This window comes from Pyxidicoccus fallax (assembly GCF_012933655.1).
In the GTDB taxonomy this organism is placed as follows: Bacteria; Myxococcota; Myxococcia; order Myxococcales; family Myxococcaceae; genus Myxococcus; species Myxococcus fallax.
This window is the reverse complement of the sequence record NZ_JABBJJ010000292.1, coordinates 1-15,792: the sequence shown is the minus strand read 5'-3', so window position 1 is coordinate 15,792 and position 15,792 is coordinate 1. Positions and strand designations below refer to the sequence as shown.

Below are 15,792 nucleotides of genomic sequence, written 5' to 3'. Positions count from 1 at the left end.
CCCCCATCGTGCCTCCCACCCCGGCCCCGGCCGTGGCCCGCGCGCCCGCTGCGTCCACCGTGCGCAAGGCGACGACGGCGCCCTCGTACTCCTCCGCCGAGTTCGTGGGTCTGGAGCGGCGCTCGGATGACCGCATCCACGCCGACGTGAAGGTGACGGTGCAGAACGCGGGCATCTTCACGGACCACCGCATCATCAACCTGTCGTCAGGCGGACTGTTCATCGCCACGGACAAGCCGCTGCGGCTGGGGACCCAGGTGGAGCTGACGCTGCGGTTCGACGACCCGCCGCGGGTCATGACGCTGCGCAGCTCCGTCATCTGGGAGAACTCGCTCGAGGACGGGAAGAACCCCCGAGGCTACGGGCTGCGGCTGAGCCACCTGCGCCAGGAGGAGAAGGAGTTCATCCAGAAGTACCTGGTCAAGGCGAAGCCGCCCAAGAAGTGAAGCGGTGAAGCGGTGAGACGGGGAGGCGGTGCACGGGCTACAGCATCTGTCCGACGAACACCGCCCCCGTCATCACGAACGCGGCCATCACCGCCATCACGGCCTTGAGCTCGAAGTCGTTGCGGTCCATCAGGTTCAGGAAGTTCATGGTCGTCCTCTCCGGTGTTGCCCCTCGCCCTTTCCTACGGGGTGCGGGAAAACCCATTGCATCCGCCCCCTGGGGCACACCGGAGCCAGCTTGCGGACAGTCGGGGCCGCCCCCAGGATGACCGTCGTGTCCACCCCCTCCGCCGACTACCGCCTGCTCGAAGGCCTCCCCATCGCCGCTTCCGTCATCCGGGGAGACCGGGTGCTACACGCCAACGCGGCGCTGGCCTCCCTGCTGGGCACGACGGAAGCGGAGCTGCTGTCCACGCCCGTGCTGGAGCTGCTGTCGCGCTACGTCCCCCTGGAGCGCGGCTGGGTGGAGCCCATGTACGAGTCCGTCTCCCAGGGGGGGCCCCTCCCGGAGCACCCCCGGTGGCTGCGCGTGCGCCGGGCCGACGGGCAGGAGCGCACCATGCGCATCTGGTACGCGGCCGGCCTCGCGCCCGAGGACACGCTGATGCTGGTGCAGGACGTGGAGGGCGAGGGCTCGGTGCGGCGGCTCACCGAGGCGCTGGTGGCCGCCGCCGCGGAGATGATGCGGTGCCGGGACGCGCGCTCGGTGCTGGAGACGGCCGTGGACGCCGTCCACCGCCAGGGCTTCTACGTGTCCGTCATGCTGGTGGAGGGAGACTCGCTGCGGCACGGGCCCCTGCGCCAGAAGGCCGAGAGCGTGGCGGAGGCGGAGCGCCTGTACGGCATGCCCATTGGCGACGTGCGCATCCCCTGCGCCGCGGCGCCGCATTTCGTGGACGTGCTCCAGCGGCGCAAGGCGGCCTTCCACCCGGACATGTACGCGCTGGTCAACCGCATCCACCCCCCGGAGGTGGCGGCCAACATCCGCAAGCTCTACCCGCCGGAGGCCCAGGGCCTGGACGCGCCCATCCTCGTGGAGGGCCGGCCCTACGGGCTCCTGTCGGTGCAGGGCACCACCCTCACCCCGGCGGCGGCGGGCACGCTGGAGCTGTTCTCGCAGCTGGTGGGCGGCGCGCTGGAGAACGTGCGCCACCACGAGACGTCCGCGGAGCGGCTGGAGGAGCTGTCGCGGCTGCAGGACGAGCTGGTGGCGCGCGAGCGGCTGACGGTGCTGGGCGAGGCCGCGGGCGTGGTGGCCCACGAGGTGCGCAACCCGCTGGGCGCCATCCTCAACGCGGTGGCGGTGCTGCGGCGCGAGGCGCACCTGGGCCCCACGGGCCAGGCCGCGGTGGGCATGCTGGAGGAGGAGGTCGTCCGGCTGGAGGACATCGTCAAGGACCTGCTGGACGTGGTGCGCCCGCTGGAGCCGCGCCCCCGTCCCGTGGCCGTGGGCGAGCTGGTGCGCCGCGCGCTGGGACAGCTGCACGGCCCTCCGGACGCGCCCACGCTGCGCTTCACCGTGGACGAGGCGCCCGACACGCCCACCATCGAGGCGGACGAGACGCTGCTCCAGCTCGCGGTGACGCACCTGGTGCGCAACGCGGTGCAGGCCTCGCCGTCCGGAGGCCGGGTGCGGATGACGGTGGCCTCCCACGCGGACGGCGTGTGTCTGGTGGTGGAGGACGAGGGCCCCGGCATTCCCAACGTGGACCCGGCGCGCGTCTTCGAGCCCTTCTTCCTCACGCGCGCCAACGGGCGCGGGCTGGGGCTGGCCATCGTCCGCCGCGTGGTGCTGGCGCACGGGGGCACCGTGCGCGCCATGGCGCGGCCCGGAAAGGGCGCGCGCTTCGAGGTGCACCTGCCGCTGGAGGCTACCCGTAGGTCTCCCGCTTGATGCGCTTGTCCGGGATGCCCAGCGCGTGGAGGTGGCCGAGCACCGTCTCCATGAAGCGCGGCGTGGCGGGCGTGCGCGTCTCCAGCGCCTTGCGCCGGTCCCACGGCGTAATCGCCGGGCCGCACGCGTAGACGAGGCAGGTGTCGCGGTCCGGAATCAGCTCCTCCAGCAGCGCCTGGCTCACGCGGCCCTTGCGCACGCTCGCCGCGAAGCGCGACTCGTCCGTCTCGCGCGTGAGGGTGTGCACCACGCGCACGCGGTCCGGGTGCGCGCGCTCCAGGGCGGTCAGCTCCTCGCCGTAGAGGATGTCGCCCCACGTCTTGCTGGAGAAGAGGAAGGTGTGGCGCAACTTCAGGCCCCGGTGCAGGGCGTCCTTGAGGAGCGCGAAGTTGGGCACCGCGCCGGTGCCGGCCACGAGGTGGACGATGTGCCCGGTGCGCTCCTCCACGTCGTCCGGCAGCACGTACGGCCCCATGAAGCCCGTCACCTTCAGCCGCGCGCCCGTGAGCCGGCCGTGCACGAGGTGGGGGGACAACAGCGGCGGGTAGCGCGTGAGGCCGGGGATGAACTCCTCGTCCTTGACGGTGATGGCCACCAGCGGCTCGTGTGGGGCGGAGGCGAGCGAGTAGGAGCGCGGGGACTCCTTGCGGCCCTTCTGCTCCTGGAGGTAGGCGGCCAGGCGCCCGAGCACGGGGAACTGGTGCGGGTCGATGTTGAGGAATTGCCCGGCCTTGTATTCCGGGGGCGGGCCGCCGAAGTCGAGGAACAGCGTGGCCGTGTCGTGCGTGTCCATCCGCACGCGGGCGACGGTGACTTCATACTCGACGGGCTTCCGGGCTCGGCTGGGCGTGGCTTCGACGGCGCTCATGCGGCTCTCCCTTAGCCCAACCCGCGCCCCCGCGCCGACGGGTTTACGCGCGGAAGCGGGGCCGTCGTGACGCGATTGTGTCCCGTCCCCGGGTCCGTCCCCAGCGTTGGCTGCATGACGGCCTGCTCCACGGGCGGGGTGGCGTGCCGCGTCAGGGCTGACGGGGGGCGCCCGGCGGGACTACATCTTCTGAAGCTGGATAGTGGTGCTGGAGGCTGGGCCTCATCGTCCGGACGCCCGGGCCATGAGGTAGACCATGCTTCCACGCCAATCCCCTGGATGGAGGCGACTCCGCGTGCTGCGCATCCTCTTCTTGCTGATGTCCAAGTTGCCGGAAGGTCCCCGCAAGCGCGTGGTGCGCATGCTGATGGACCGGGTCTGGGACACGCTGGCGAACGAGGTGGTGGAGGGACGGGAGCACCTGCCAGCGGGGCCCTGCCTCTTCATCTGCAACCACCTGTCCAACGCGGACGGCTTCACGCTGGCGCGGGCGCTCCACCCCCGGCGGGTCATCTTCCTGGCGGGCGTGAAGCTGCAGGGCACGGTGATGACGCGGCTGGCGTCGGAGGTGATGGAGACCATCGCCATCAAGCCCAACACCGCGGACATCGAGGCGATGCGGCGCGCGGTGGAGACGCTCAAGGGCGGCGACTCGGTGCTCATCTTCCCGGAGGGCGCTCGCAGCCGCACCGGCGGGCTGCTCCAGGCGAAGAAGGGCGTGTCGCTCATCGCGAAGCGCGCGGGCGTCCCGGTGGTGCCGGTGGCGCTGACGGGCACGGAGAAGCTGATGCCCATCAACGACAGCGACATGGGCGGCGAGCGCCTCTACAAGGCGCACGTCACCGTGCGCTTCGGCCCGCCCTTCCACGTCGAGAACCTGGAGGCGGAGACGGCGGGTGCGGACGACCCGCGCCAGGCGCTGGTGGACGCGATGATGCGCCGGGTGGCGGCGCTGCTGCCCCCCGAGTACCACGGCGTCTACGGCGACGACCCGCCCGTGGCCCCCGCGCGCCACGAGCCGGAGCAGCCCTCCGCGCCCGCGCCGTAGCGTGCTTTTCCGCGCTGAGCCATTGCGGCCGGGCCCGGGGCGCGGACAATGGGCGCCCCCGTGACGAGCCCCCGAGCCGACGAACATCTTTTCGTATCCACCCTGCCCGGCCTGGAGCCCGCGCTGGAGGCGGAGGCCTCCGCGCTGGGCTGGAGGCCGCGCCGCGTGGAGGGCGGCGTGGAAGTGGTGGGCCCGGCCGGGCTGCACCAGGAGGCCAACCTGCGCCTGCGCACCGCCAGCCGCGTGCTCCTGCGCGTGGGCACCTTCCGCGCGAGTGACTCCGACACGCTCTCCGAGCGCCTGGGCGCGCTGGACCTGTCACACGTCTGGGACGGACGCACGCCGCCCAGGCTGTCCGTGAGCCTGCACCGCTCGCCCGTGCCGGGGCCGGACGTGGTGTTCTCCTCGGCGGCGTACGCCTGGGGCCTGCCCTCGCTGGAGCGCGCGGGTCCGCTCGACGAGGAGGGCGGAGGCCCGGGCCTCACCCTGCTGGTGCGCGTGGAGGGCGACGCCTTCACCGTGAGCGCCGACACCAGCGGCGAGCCGCTGCACCGGCGCGGCTACCGGCAGGAGGTGAGCCGCGCGCCGCTGCGCGAGACGCTGGCCTCGGGCATCCTGCTGCTGGCGGGGTACGACGGCACGCAGCCGCTGGTGGACCCGATGTGCGGCTCGGGCACGTTCCTGGTGGAGGGCGCGTGGCTGTCCATGCACCGCGCGCCGGGGCTGCTGCGCGCCTTCGCCTTCGAGTCCTTCCCCGGCTTCGACGCGAGCGCGTGGGCGCGACGCAAGGCACGGGCGGAGGCGGACGCGCTGCCGGCCCCTCGCGCCGCGCTGCATGGCTTCGACATCAACGCGGGCTCGCTGGGCACCGCGCGGCGCAATGCCCGGCGCGCGGGCGTGACGCTCGCGCTGGAGCGCCGGGACGCGCGCACGCTGACGCCTCCCGTCGAGGGCCCGGGGCTCGTCGTGGTGAACCCGCCCTACGGCAAGCGCGTGGGCGAGGCGGAGGACCTGCCCGGCCTCTACCGCGCGCTGGGCCACACGCTGCGCCAGGGCTTCGCGGGCTGGCGCGCGGCGGTCATCCTCCCGGACGAGGCCGCGCTCCTGCAGGCGTTGGATTTGCCCGGCGCGAGAAGCCTCCCCGTGCGCAACGGCGGCCTGCGATGCCGGCTGCTGCTGTGGGGCGCCAGTCCAGCGTGAAGCCCTCGGGCGACCGAGGCGACGGGCAGCCCGCTTGAGGTCCCACGGCATCCAGGCTCACCCGAAAACCGGATTCCCCTCCAGCCTTCACGGGAAAGCCTGCTGTCCAGAGCAGGTCCGCGCGCGCGGCTCGCGCACCGCCGGGCGGAGGGCGAGCGGGGCACCTCAGACCCATTTTACAGAGGAGCTCAAAGCACCGGACGATTCGATCTTACATGGGTCACTTCCGCGCGTCGCTGGTGTCCGATCTTCTCGACCCCTCCCATAGCGCCTCCGTGAACGGGCGTGTTCCACCCTGCCCGCGGTCGAGGCTCGCGGCCCTGGGGTGTGCCCTGCTCCTCATCCTCGCGCTGGCGCCCACGGTGGCGCGCGCGGCGGATGCCCAGGCCCTGCCCATGACGTCCGGGTGGCGTTACCGCTGGGGTGACTCGCCCCTGCGCGAGGACGGCACGCCCGTGTGGGCGCTGGAGTCGGGCGACTCCGCGGAGTGGCAGCCCATGGAGGCACTGCGCGAGCCACCGGGCCGCGGCAAGAACACGTTCCTCTGGCTGAGCATCCCCATGCCCCAGGGCGCGTGGCCCGAGCCCGTGCTCTATCTGGGGAATGTCTCCACCGCCTTCGAGGCGTACGCCCAGGGTCAGCGCATCTACGCCAGCGGCGGGATGAACGTGGGCGGGAGCGAGAAGATGGACAGCATGTCCTGGCACCTCGTGCCCCTGCCGCCCGGCACCCAGGGCCAGCGCGTGCTCCTGCGCATCCAGAGCAGCGGGGGCACCATCGGCGTGAGCCGGGCCGTACAGGTGGGCTCGCGCCACGAGCTGCTCGACGGGATGACGCGCGCGGGACTGGCGCCCTTCTTCATGGGGCTGCTCATCATCGTCATCGCGGTCGTCTCGGCGGGTACCGCCCTGGTGCGGCGCGAGGCGCGGATGCTCGTGCCCATGGCCGTCTTCAGCGGGGGCTCGGGCGTGATGCTGCTCGGCGCCAGCGGCCTCTTCAGCTCGCTCTGGAACGACGCCACGCTGAGCACCCTGTGCATCATGCTGGGCTCGTACTGCATCCTGCCTGGCCTCGCATGGTTCGTCTCGGACATGGTGGGCGAGGGGCGGATGCGCTGGCTGCGCCGTGGCGCGGCGGTGGTCTCCGTCCCGGCCGCCCTCCAGGCCGTCCTCATGCTGGTGCAGCCGTCCGTGGGCCTGCGGCTGATGGCGCCGTTCGTCCTCTACTCCGTCCCCGCGATGCTGGGCTGCGTGGGCATCGTGCTGGTCGAGGCCTGGCGGGGTGACCGCGACGCGCGCATCCTCGGCACCGGCCTGGGCCTCATGTCCGCCTCCCTCGTCCACTCCACCCTCCCGCTGCTGGGCTGGCTGCGCACCACGGGCGACAGCGAAGTGCACTGGGGCTTCCTCGCGCTCGCACTGTCGCTGGTGGGCGTCGTCGAGCGCCGCTCCGCGCTGCTGGTCCAGGCGCTCGCGAAGCACACGCGCCAGCTGGAGGAGCGCCGGACCGAGGTGCGCGAGCTGGCCGAGCGCATGGGCAGCGGCTCCGGAGAGCTGGCCGCCGTGGCCCAGCAACTGCGCACCAGCGCCGAGGAGCAGACCTCGGGCATCAGCCGCCAGGCGACGGCGCTCCAGCAGCTCGAGCAGACGGTGGAGGAAATCCGGCAGAGCTCCCACGTGACGGCCGACAAGGCGAGGCTGCTGGCGTCCTCCGCTGAGACGGCCGAGCAGGTGGGGCGCGACGGCGCCGCGGCCCTGGAGCGCACGCTGGTGGACCTCGCGGCCATCCGCTCCGAGGTGTCGGAGATGGCCAGCCGCATCCTCTCGCTCGACACGCGCACGCGGGAAATCTCCGGCATCGTGGACGCGGTGAAGACGCTGGCGGACCAGTCCAACATGCTGGCCATCAACGCCGCCATCGAGGCGGTGCGCAGCGGCGACAGCGGCAAGGGCTTCGGCGTGGTGGCCCGCGAGATGCGCAGCCTCGCGGACCAGTCCATCCAGGCCACGCACCGCATCCGCGAGGTGCTCGACGGGCTGAGCGCGAGCATGCGCGAGGCGGCGACGCTGAGCGACCAGGGCGAGCAGCGCGTCCGGGGCAGCGTGGACGCGGTGCGCGCCTCCAGCGCCCAGCTCCAGAAGCTGGCCGGCATCATCAACGACACCAGCAGCAACGTGCGGCAGATTACCGCCGCGGTGGCCCAGCAGGACGTGGGCACGCACCAGATTGCCCAGGCCATCCAGGAGCTGTCCGGGCAGATGCAGCGCACGCTGAAGGTCGTCGAGGAGACGCGCACCGTCACGCGCTCGGTGCAGTCGCTGGCCGAGAGCATGTCCGGCATCGCCGAGAAGGCGCTCCGCTCCGACGTGCTGGAGGCGCGCGCACAACCGGCCCGGTAGGCGCGAGCCGTCGTATCCTGGGGCCATGAGCCCTGCCACCGTTCCGGGAATCGAGCCGCTTCGCCGGGTGCTGCTGCCCACGGACTTCTCTCGCGGCGCGGAGTACGCCGCGAAGCGGGCCGTGCTCCTGCCGTATGCCAGGGGCGCGCGGCTGCACCTCGTCCACGTGCTGCCGGCGGACGTGCCGGAGAAGCTCGGGGCGGTGATGGAGCGGCAGGCCGGCATGAAGCTGGAGAGCCTGCGCCGGCAGGTGCACAAGGAGGCCCGGAAGCGGGGCATCTCCGGCGTCGAGGTCACCGCGCTGGTGCGGCGCGGCGAGCCCTTCGTGGAAATCATCCGCGCCTCCCGGACGCTGGACGCGGACCTCGTCGTGCTCGGCCGGCACGGGCGCCGTCCCCTGCGAGACCTGTTCATCGGCACCACGGCGGAGCGGGTCATCCGCAAGGGCGAAGTCCCCGTGCTCGTCGTCGGCGGGCGCGCCATCTACCCCTACCAGCGGCCCCTGCTGGCGCTGGGGCTGGACGCCGCGTCCGACTTCTCGCTGGCGCTGATGCGGCGCGTGCTCGGCCCCGACGTCACCCACGCGGCGGCGGTCCACGCCTTCAACGTCCCCTTCGAGGACTTCACCGCCCCGAGGCGCTCGCGCGGGACGGAGGCGGACCTGCGCAAGGAGCTCCGCGCGGAGGCCGCCGCGCGCATCCAGCGCTTCCTCGCGTCCGAGCAGGCCGCGGGGCTGCGCTGGGACGTGGCCCTGCGCTCCGGCGAGCCCCGCGCCGCGCTCGTCAAGGAGGTGGAGCGCCGCGAGGCGGACCTCATCGCCCTGGGCACGCATGCACGCACGGGACTGGCCCACGCGCTCATCGGCAGCGTCGCCGGGTGGGTGGTGGCCATGGCGCCCTGCGACGTGCTCGTCGGCCGTCCCGCGTCCGTCCAGTTCCAGCTTCCCTGAGCCCTTTCCAGCGTTGCTGCGCGCTCCGCCACGAGCGCGTCACGCTTTGCGACAGATTTCGGGGCCTCTCGTTTTCTGAGTGCTCAAACCCTCTCACGGAGCACACCACCATGATGGGCACGACGCGTCCGTCCGCGCACCGCGCGATGGCGCTGATGGGAATCCTTTTGCTCGGAACGGCGCAGGCCGCGCCGGAACAATCACAGTCCAGCCTCTCCTCGCGGAGGGAGCGCCCGGACAACAGCCGCTACCTGCCGCCGGGTGACCCCAACCTGAGCCCCACGTGGGACTGGACGGTCATCGGGGCAGGCCACACGATGTACTACTCGCCGAACGGTGGCACGCCCATCCCGCTCAACAACGTGCAGCTGCCCTTCTTCACGAGCGGCCACCCGCTGGCCACCGACGAGAAGGACATGTACCCGGAGGACGGCTGGATGCTGGTGTACCGCGACTTCGGTACGCCCACGAGCGCTCCGGCGATGCCCTTCTTCGCGCTGTACAACAAGTACAAGGGCACGCTGCGCTTCATGTATTACAACGCGGGCAACTTCGCGTACTCGGCATACCGGGCGGAGCTGTCCTTCCGCAACACCGCGGCCACCGGCGGCCTGATGACCTTCACGGACACGGCGAAGGCGACGCTGGCGGACTACGACAAGGCCAAGCAGGACGACTTCATGGGCCGCATGGCCATCAACCAGGGCTGGGCCTGGGCGGACTTCACGCTGTTCGGCTACGACCCCAACGCCCACCCCGACGCCAAGCTCCACCTGGAGCTGCACGGCCTGAACATCAGCGATGTCCAATTGGAGGGCCAGCTCAACCTCAACCAGGTCATCGACAGCTCCGCGCCCGCCACCTCCAACACCAACGCGTTCTCCTCGCTGCTGGCCGCCTACAACGCGGGCCACAAGTACTACAAGGACGTCAACGCGCAGAAGGCCGCGCTGCAGGCCCGGGTGAACAAGGAGCTGCAGAACCCCGCGGCCGACCCGTGGTGGGTGTCGGTGGCCCAGCAGTTCCTCGGCTCGTCCGTGGTCAGCGCGGCGCCGTACATTGGCGCGATGATTGGCTTCGTGAAGTTCTTCATCGGCGGCAAGACGAAGCCGGCCCGCCGCGAGCCGATGAACTTCGAGGGCGCGCTGAAGATGACGGGCACCATCACCACCGCGCAGCAGATCGACATGGGCGACTTCGCGCTGAGCACCGGCCCCACCGCGCCGGACTTCTACCGGCCCGTGCAGCCCATTCCGTGGGGCGTCTTCAACCTCACGGACAAGCCCACCATGCTCGTCTCCGGCTACGCCTCCGGCTGCTACGACGACTACGGCAAGATTCTGTACTGCGAGGAGGCCGGTGACTACGCGCTCGCGCCGCCGGCCTACGTCGTCAACCCCAACGCGGGACTGACGCTCAAGTCCATCAAGACGGCCTTCATCTTCCACGACGGGCCGTCGAGCTTCGTGGACTCCAGCCAGCTCTCCGCGTCCTACTACTGGCGCCAGGACTGGTGCAGCGACTGGTACTCGTACAACTACCCCTGCTACGAGTACGGCTCGGGCGGCAGCCGGCCGTACTCGGTGGGCCTGGAGCTGACGTTCGAGACCAACGCGCCTACCCGGTACGCGGACCGCGAGTTCGTCGTCTACAAGGAGTACCCGCCCACCGAGCTGTACCAGTAACAACACGGTGGTCAGCTCCGCCGCGCCCACGCTGTTCGAGTTCCGGGAGCCGACCGCGCAGGGCAGCGGCACCCTCGAGGTGCGCAACAACATCTTCGACACCGGCGCGGCCATGAAGATGGCTCGCTACACCGACGGCCACGACGGCTCGCCGCCCGCGAGCCTGGTGTACGCGAACAACAGCCACCGCTACGCGCCCACCCAGCGCCCGAGCACCTTCGTGGAGACGAACAGCCTCCAGGCGGTCGCGGGCCTGAAGCGCACCGGGGCCATGCCCTTCCCCTACTTCGAGCCGTCCGGTTCGAGCGCGAACGTGGTGGACCGTGGCGCGAACGTGGGCCTGCCGTTCAGCGGCGCGGCGCCGGACCTGGGCGCGCTGGAGTACGGCCAGACACCGTGGACCGTGGGACTGCCGTGAGGTGAGAGGCGAGGCGGCCGAGTCCAAGGCAGGCCGCTTGTCGTCGGAGGGGAGCGGGGGCGGGTCATCGACCTGCCTCCGCTCCTCGCTTACGGGGAAACCGGGGGGCAGTCAGGCCCTCGGACCGTGGGGTGATTCATTTCGAGGCAGCTTCCCAAGGGAGAATGGCGGCACTCCGCGAGCGCGGCCCCGCTCTGGATGCCCCCGCCGTCCGGGCCGCTCGGGCCCACAGGACCCTCGATGACTCCCACGCTTCCGCAGAACGACCCTCCCGCGTTGCAGGCGAAGCGCAAGCAGCAGCTCGGCCAGCTCCAGGCCGAGTACGTCTACGACTTCACCACCCGCGTCCAGCCCCTCGGCGTCGCCCATTCCGTGCCCTCGGGGCAGGGCTTCAACTTCGTGTGGACGCTGGGCGTGCTGAACCAGGCGCTCAACATCACCGCGAACCTCATCTCCATGGCCGCGCCCTTCTTCGAGCGGCTGGAGTCCTTCGGGAAGAAGGTGGAGGGCTTCGCCGAAACGGAAGTGCGGGATGCGGAGCAGGCCTACCTCGCCTTGAAGGCGCACCACCTGCACCTCTCGCGCATCTTCGACCCGACGCATGTCACCGCCGCGCCCGTCCAGGTCGTGGCGCTCGCGGGCGCGTCCTCCGAATCAGGGCTCGCGACGGGGACTGACGGCTCGTTCGCCGTGGTCCCGGGTGGCACCAGCACATCCGTGGTCACCAGCTTCCCCTCGGCTCCGGCGAGCGCGCTTCCGGCGAGTGCTCTTCCGGCGAGCGCTCTTCCAGCGTCCCCGGAGGCCCTGGAGCGGCTCCCCGAGGAACTCAAGTCCGCCCTCGGAAACCTCACGGGCTTCATGGGAGGCACTGCGTTCGACCTGCTCCTGCGCCTCATCAGCCAGTACGGCCAGGCGAAGAACCTGGGAGCCTATCAATCGCAGTTCCAGCTCCTGCCCATGACGCAGGGGGCGGGCGTGGCGCTCGATGACGTCATGTTCGCGCGCCTGCGCGTCGCGGGCCCCAATCCCGTGGTGCTCCGCCGCCTCACCGCGCCCGACGCGCGCTTCCCGGTGACGGAGGCGCAGTTCCGCTCGGTGATGGGCCAGGAGGACAGCCTCGCCACGGCCATGCAGGAGGGCCGCGCGTACCTCGCGGACTACGCGGTGCTCGAGGGGATGCAGCCGGGCACCTTCCCGATGCGCAAGTACTTCTGCGCGCCCTTGGCCCTCTTCGCCGTGCCCCGCGCGGGCGCTCCGGACCGGCTGCTGCGGGCGGTGGCCATCCAGTGCGCCCAGAAGCCGGGCCCGTCCACGCCCGTCGTCACGCCCGGAGATGGGCTGAACTGGGAGGTGGCGAAGCTCTTCCTCCAGGTCGCGGACGGCGCGTGGCACGAGATGATCAGCCACCTGGGCCTCACGCACCTGCTCCTCGAGGCCTTCACGCTGGCCACCGCGCGGCAGCTCCCGCCGGAGCATCCGCTCCAGGTGCTCCTGGCGCCCCACTTCGAGGGCACGCTGGCCATCAACAACGCGGCGGTGGAGTCGCTCGTCGCGCCGAAGGGGTTCGTGGACCGGCTGCTGCCGGGCAGCATCGAGGCGTCCACGGGGCTGGCCGTGCAGGCCGTGGAGCGCTTCCGCTTCAACCAGGAGCTGTTCCCGCGCAGCCTCGCCAACCGCGGCGTGGCGGACGCGCAGGCGCTCCCGGACTACCCGTACCGGGATGACGGGCTGCTCATCTGGGACTGCATGCACCGCTGGGTGGAGGACTACCTGGCGCTCTACTACGGCTCGGACGCGGATGTGGCGGCGGACTACGAGCTGCAGGCATGGCTGGGAGAGCTGGCCTCTCCCACGGGGGGACGGCTGCAGGACATCGGTGAGAACGGTGCCATCCGCACGCGGGCGTATCTCGCGGACATGGTGACGATGGTCATCTTCACGGCGAGCGCGCAGCACGCCGTGGTGAACTTCCCGCAGTCGTACATCATGTCCTATACGCCGTCCCTGCCGCTGGCGGCCTACGCGCCCCTGCCCGGCGCGCCCCTGGCGGCGCAGCCCGCGAACACCGCGGCGCTCCTCGCGTACATGCCGCCGCTCCAGCAGTCCTTCTCGCAGCAGACGCTGATGACGCTGCTGGGCAGCGTGTACTTCACGGCGCTCGGGGACTACGACCGGTACACGCCGGGCCCGTACTTCCAGGACCCGCGCGTGGCGGTTCTCTTGAAGGGCTTCCAGACGCGGCTCGGCGAGGCGGAGGCGACCATCGCCCGGCGCAACCTGCGCCGCATCCCCTACCGGTCCCTGCTTCCCTCGGAGATTCCGCAGAGCATCAACATCTGATTCGCGGGCTCCCGGCTCCGCGTGGGTGCACCGCGCGGAGCCGAGGGTGCCTGCGGTGATTCGGGGTGAACCGGAGACGCCCCTGGCTCCTTGTGGACGCGCGTCCCGCGGAGCCGGGTAAGCCTGCCCGGTCGGGGCACGGGAGGACCCACCTCCGGGAGCATTGCCACGGCGGGTCGCCGCGTCCGCGCGGTTTCGTGCTACCGAAGGGGCCGTGGAGACGTGGTTCACGCCCTTAGAGCCGCAGCCGGCACCGGATGAAGTCGCGGGGAGCTTCCCGAGCCCCTTCGGCGAGGCGGGCCCTCATGCGCTGGCCCGCCGGGCCGCGGAGCTGCTGCAGGCGGAGCTTCGCGCGGGGCATATCGCTCCCGGGCTTCCGTCGGCGGCGCTCGATGAGCCGGGCGGCGGGAAGATGTTCGGCGTGCTCGTCGTGCGCGAGCCGGGTGGGCACATCGGGTTCCTCCGTGCCTTCTCGGGGATGCTCGCGGGACGCTGGGATGTGCCCGGCTTCGTTCCGCCGCTGTTCGACCGTGAGACGCGGGGGCGGCTGGAGCCCGAGGGCGAGGCGGTGGTGAAGGCGCTGCTCGCCCGCGAGGAGGCACTCCGCGCGTCGCCGGAGCTCGCCGCGCTTCGGGCGGAGAATGAGGCGCAGGTGGCGCGCCACGCCGGTGAGCGTGCCGCGATGCGCGCGCGGCATGACGAGCGGAAGAAGCAACGCCACGCGCGCAGGGCGGAGCTTCAGGCTTCACGACCGGCGGCGAATGCGCAGCACTCGGACCCCAGTGAGCACCACCGGCCAGAGGCGCCCGGTGAAGCCGAGAAGCGCGCGGCCCTTCACGCGCTCGACCAGGAGAGCCGGGGCGACAAGGCGGAGTGGCGCCGCATGGAAGCGGCACAGGACGCGGAGCGACGGGCCCTCGCGCCGAAGCTCGCGCGGCTGGAACGACGGCTCCGCGCGCATGAGCGCTTGAGGCAGTTCGTCTGCCGTTCACTCATGCAGCACATCCACGACACGTACCGGGTGCCAGGTGCTCGCGGCGAGCACCGGCCACTGCGCAGCCTGTATCCATCCGGAGAGCCCCCCTCCGGCGCCGCGGACTGCGCCGCGCCGAAGCTCCTCGCCCATGCCTTCACGCGTGGCCTCCAGCCCCTGGCGCTCGCGGAGTTCTGGTGGGGCGCTCCGCCGCTCGCCGGAGGCCGCGTCTCCGGCGCGTTCTATGCCGCGTGCAAGGACAAGTGTGGACCTCTCCTGCCCTTCATGCTGGAAGGTTTGCCCGTCGCCTCCCCCCGAACCTTCGCGCCTCCCGCGGCCCGGAGCATCGGGCTGTCCATCCTCTTCGAGGACGCGTGGCTCGTCGTGGTGGACAAGCCGCATGACCTGCTCTCCGTTCCGGGCCGTGAAGCCTCGCTGACGGACTCGGTGCTCACGCGGCTGCGCGCGCGGTATCCCCACGCCACAGGCCCGCTGCTCGCGCACCGGCTGGACCTGGACACGTCCGGGCTGCTCGTCGCCGCGCTCGACCTGGAGACCTACGCCGCCCTGCAGCGGCAGTTCGCCCAGCGCGAGGTCCACAAGCGCTACGTCGCCTGGGTCCAGGGACACGTCCGGGGCGAGCGCGGCACCATCGACTTCCCCATGCGCGTGGACCTCGACGACCGGCCCCGGCAGATTCACGACCCCGTGCACGGCAAGCCCGCCGTTACGGACTGGCATGTCCTGGAGCGCCAGGGCGAGCGCACCCGCGTGGCCTTCTTCCCGCACACGGGCAGGACGCACCAACTGCGCGTCCACGCGGCGCATCCGCTCGGCCTGGGCGCGCCCATCGTCGGCGACCGCCTCTATGGCCACCCGGGAGACCGGCTCCTCCTCCATGCGGAGGCCCTGTCCTTCCAGCACCCGGCCACGGGACAGCGCGTCTCCTTCGAACTGCCGGCGCCCTTCTAACACTGCTGCGTCACTTCCCTCGCGAGCCCGCTGGGAGTCTTCCGAGGGAAGCTGACGCAGGAGTGCCAACCTCCTTCAGCGAAGTCGGGTCAGGGCCTGACGAGCGACGTCATGGAAGGAGTCCCGCGGCAGCGGAGTGAAAGCCGGGCCGCACAACGTCGCGCCTGATTCAGCCGGGACGTCGTAAGGCCCCGCGGGCGGAGGCATTCGCCCGCCTCGGCCCCGGCGTCCCCCTCCGCCGTCAGCGCCGTCCAGAGCACCCGCCCATGGGATTGATTTTCTCCCCAGATGAGCCCCTCACCCACCCGCACGCTTCCCGGTGCCAGCGCTCCCCACGCGCTCTCCGTGCGCCAGCACCTCCCGCGGCGACTGACGTGTCCGACCGCCCAACGCCTTCGGCCGGGACGAGTCCGGATGCCAGTGCACGAAGGTGAAGTGGAAGCGCTTCCGCGTCGCGCACCACGCCAGGTGCTTCTCCGGACGCGCCAGCTCCCTCTCGAAGTCCCCCATGCGATTCGGCGGATGTCGCCCTCGGCCTCCTGGCGCACCTGCTGGGCGCAGCCCGCCTTGCTGTCATGGCGCCGGAAGCAGCTGCCCACC

The 15,792-nt window shown here is 71.5% G+C and carries 11 protein-coding genes; 10 read left to right on the top strand and 1 reads right to left on the bottom strand.

The window, feature by feature from the left end:
• Both HG543_RS40405 and HG543_RS40400 read left to right on the top strand, forming a co-directional pair.
• The coding region (locus tag HG543_RS40405) for a TIGR02266 family protein (protein WP_169350265.1) at positions 1–446 on the top strand (446 nt) is incomplete at its 5' end.
• Between the two features lie 265 nt (positions 447–711).
• On the top strand, positions 712–2,340 hold the full coding sequence (locus HG543_RS40400) for an ATP-binding protein (RefSeq protein ID WP_171818212.1): 1,629 nt from the start codon (positions 712–714) through the stop codon (positions 2,338–2,340).
• On the opposite strand, the gene HG543_RS40395 is transcribed toward HG543_RS40400, so the two are convergent.
• On the bottom strand, positions 2,318–3,208 hold the full coding sequence (locus HG543_RS40395) for a ferredoxin reductase domain-containing protein (protein WP_169350263.1): 891 nt from the start codon (positions 3,206–3,208) through the stop codon (positions 2,318–2,320). The genes HG543_RS40400 and HG543_RS40395 overlap by 23 nt on opposite strands.
• A 295-nt stretch (positions 3,209–3,503) precedes the next feature.
• Here HG543_RS40395 and HG543_RS40390 point away from each other — a divergent pair, with 295 nt between their 5' ends.
• From HG543_RS40390 to HG543_RS40355, 8 genes are all read left to right on the top strand, one after another.
• The gene (locus HG543_RS40390) at positions 3,504–4,256 is read left to right on the top strand and encodes a 1-acyl-sn-glycerol-3-phosphate acyltransferase (RefSeq protein WP_169350262.1); all 753 of its coding nucleotides are present in this window, start codon (positions 3,504–3,506) and stop codon (positions 4,254–4,256) included.
• Positions 4,257–4,304: 48 nt separating this feature from the next.
• On the top strand, positions 4,305–5,456 hold the full coding sequence (locus HG543_RS40385; protein ID WP_169350261.1) for a THUMP domain-containing class I SAM-dependent RNA methyltransferase: 1,152 nt from the start codon (positions 4,305–4,307) through the stop codon (positions 5,454–5,456).
• Between the two features lie 215 nt (positions 5,457–5,671).
• On the top strand, positions 5,672–7,855 hold the full coding sequence (locus HG543_RS40380; protein ID WP_169350260.1) for a methyl-accepting chemotaxis protein: 2,184 nt from the start codon (positions 5,672–5,674) through the stop codon (positions 7,853–7,855).
• A 25-nt stretch (positions 7,856–7,880) separates the two neighbouring features.
• Entirely contained in the window at positions 7,881–8,804 is a 924-nt protein-coding gene (locus HG543_RS40375) for a universal stress protein (protein ID WP_169350259.1), read from the top strand.
• A gap of 110 nt (positions 8,805–8,914) precedes the next feature.
• Positions 8,915–10,489, top strand: a complete 1,575-nt coding sequence (locus tag HG543_RS40370) for a hypothetical protein (protein WP_169350258.1) — start codon at positions 8,915–8,917, stop codon at positions 10,487–10,489.
• Positions 10,490–10,496: 7 nt separating this feature from the next.
• A complete protein-coding gene (locus HG543_RS40365; RefSeq protein ID WP_169350257.1) occupies positions 10,497–10,907 on the top strand; it encodes a hypothetical protein in 411 nt (136 codons plus the stop codon).
• Between the two features lie 240 nt (positions 10,908–11,147).
• On the top strand, positions 11,148–13,247 hold the full coding sequence (locus tag HG543_RS40360; protein WP_169350256.1) for a lipoxygenase family protein: 2,100 nt from the start codon (positions 11,148–11,150) through the stop codon (positions 13,245–13,247).
• Between the two features lie 214 nt (positions 13,248–13,461).
• Positions 13,462–15,192 carry a pseudouridine synthase gene (locus HG543_RS40355; protein WP_169350255.1) on the top strand — a complete coding sequence of 577 codons (1,731 nt, stop codon included), beginning with the start codon at positions 13,462–13,464 and terminating at the stop codon, positions 15,190–15,192.
• The last annotated feature ends 600 nt before the right edge of the window (positions 15,193–15,792 follow it).

Excerpts from the sequence above, each read along its gene's own strand:
- HG543_RS40400 (WP_171818212.1), top strand. The coding sequence starts at position 712 with ATGACCGTCGTGTCCACCCCCTCCGCCGACTACCGCCTGCTCGAAGGC.
- HG543_RS40395 (WP_169350263.1), bottom strand. The coding sequence starts at position 3,208 with ATGAGCGCCGTCGAAGCCACGCCCAGCCGAGCCCGGAAGCCCGTCGAG.
- HG543_RS40385 (WP_169350261.1), top strand. The coding sequence starts at position 4,305 with ATGGGCGCCCCCGTGACGAGCCCCCGAGCCGACGAACATCTTTTCGTA.
- HG543_RS40380 (WP_169350260.1), top strand. The coding sequence starts at position 5,672 with ATGGGTCACTTCCGCGCGTCGCTGGTGTCCGATCTTCTCGACCCCTCC.
- HG543_RS40375 (WP_169350259.1), top strand. The coding sequence starts at position 7,881 with ATGAGCCCTGCCACCGTTCCGGGAATCGAGCCGCTTCGCCGGGTGCTG.
- HG543_RS40370 (WP_169350258.1), top strand. The coding sequence starts at position 8,915 with ATGATGGGCACGACGCGTCCGTCCGCGCACCGCGCGATGGCGCTGATG.
- HG543_RS40360 (WP_169350256.1), top strand. The coding sequence starts at position 11,148 with ATGACTCCCACGCTTCCGCAGAACGACCCTCCCGCGTTGCAGGCGAAG.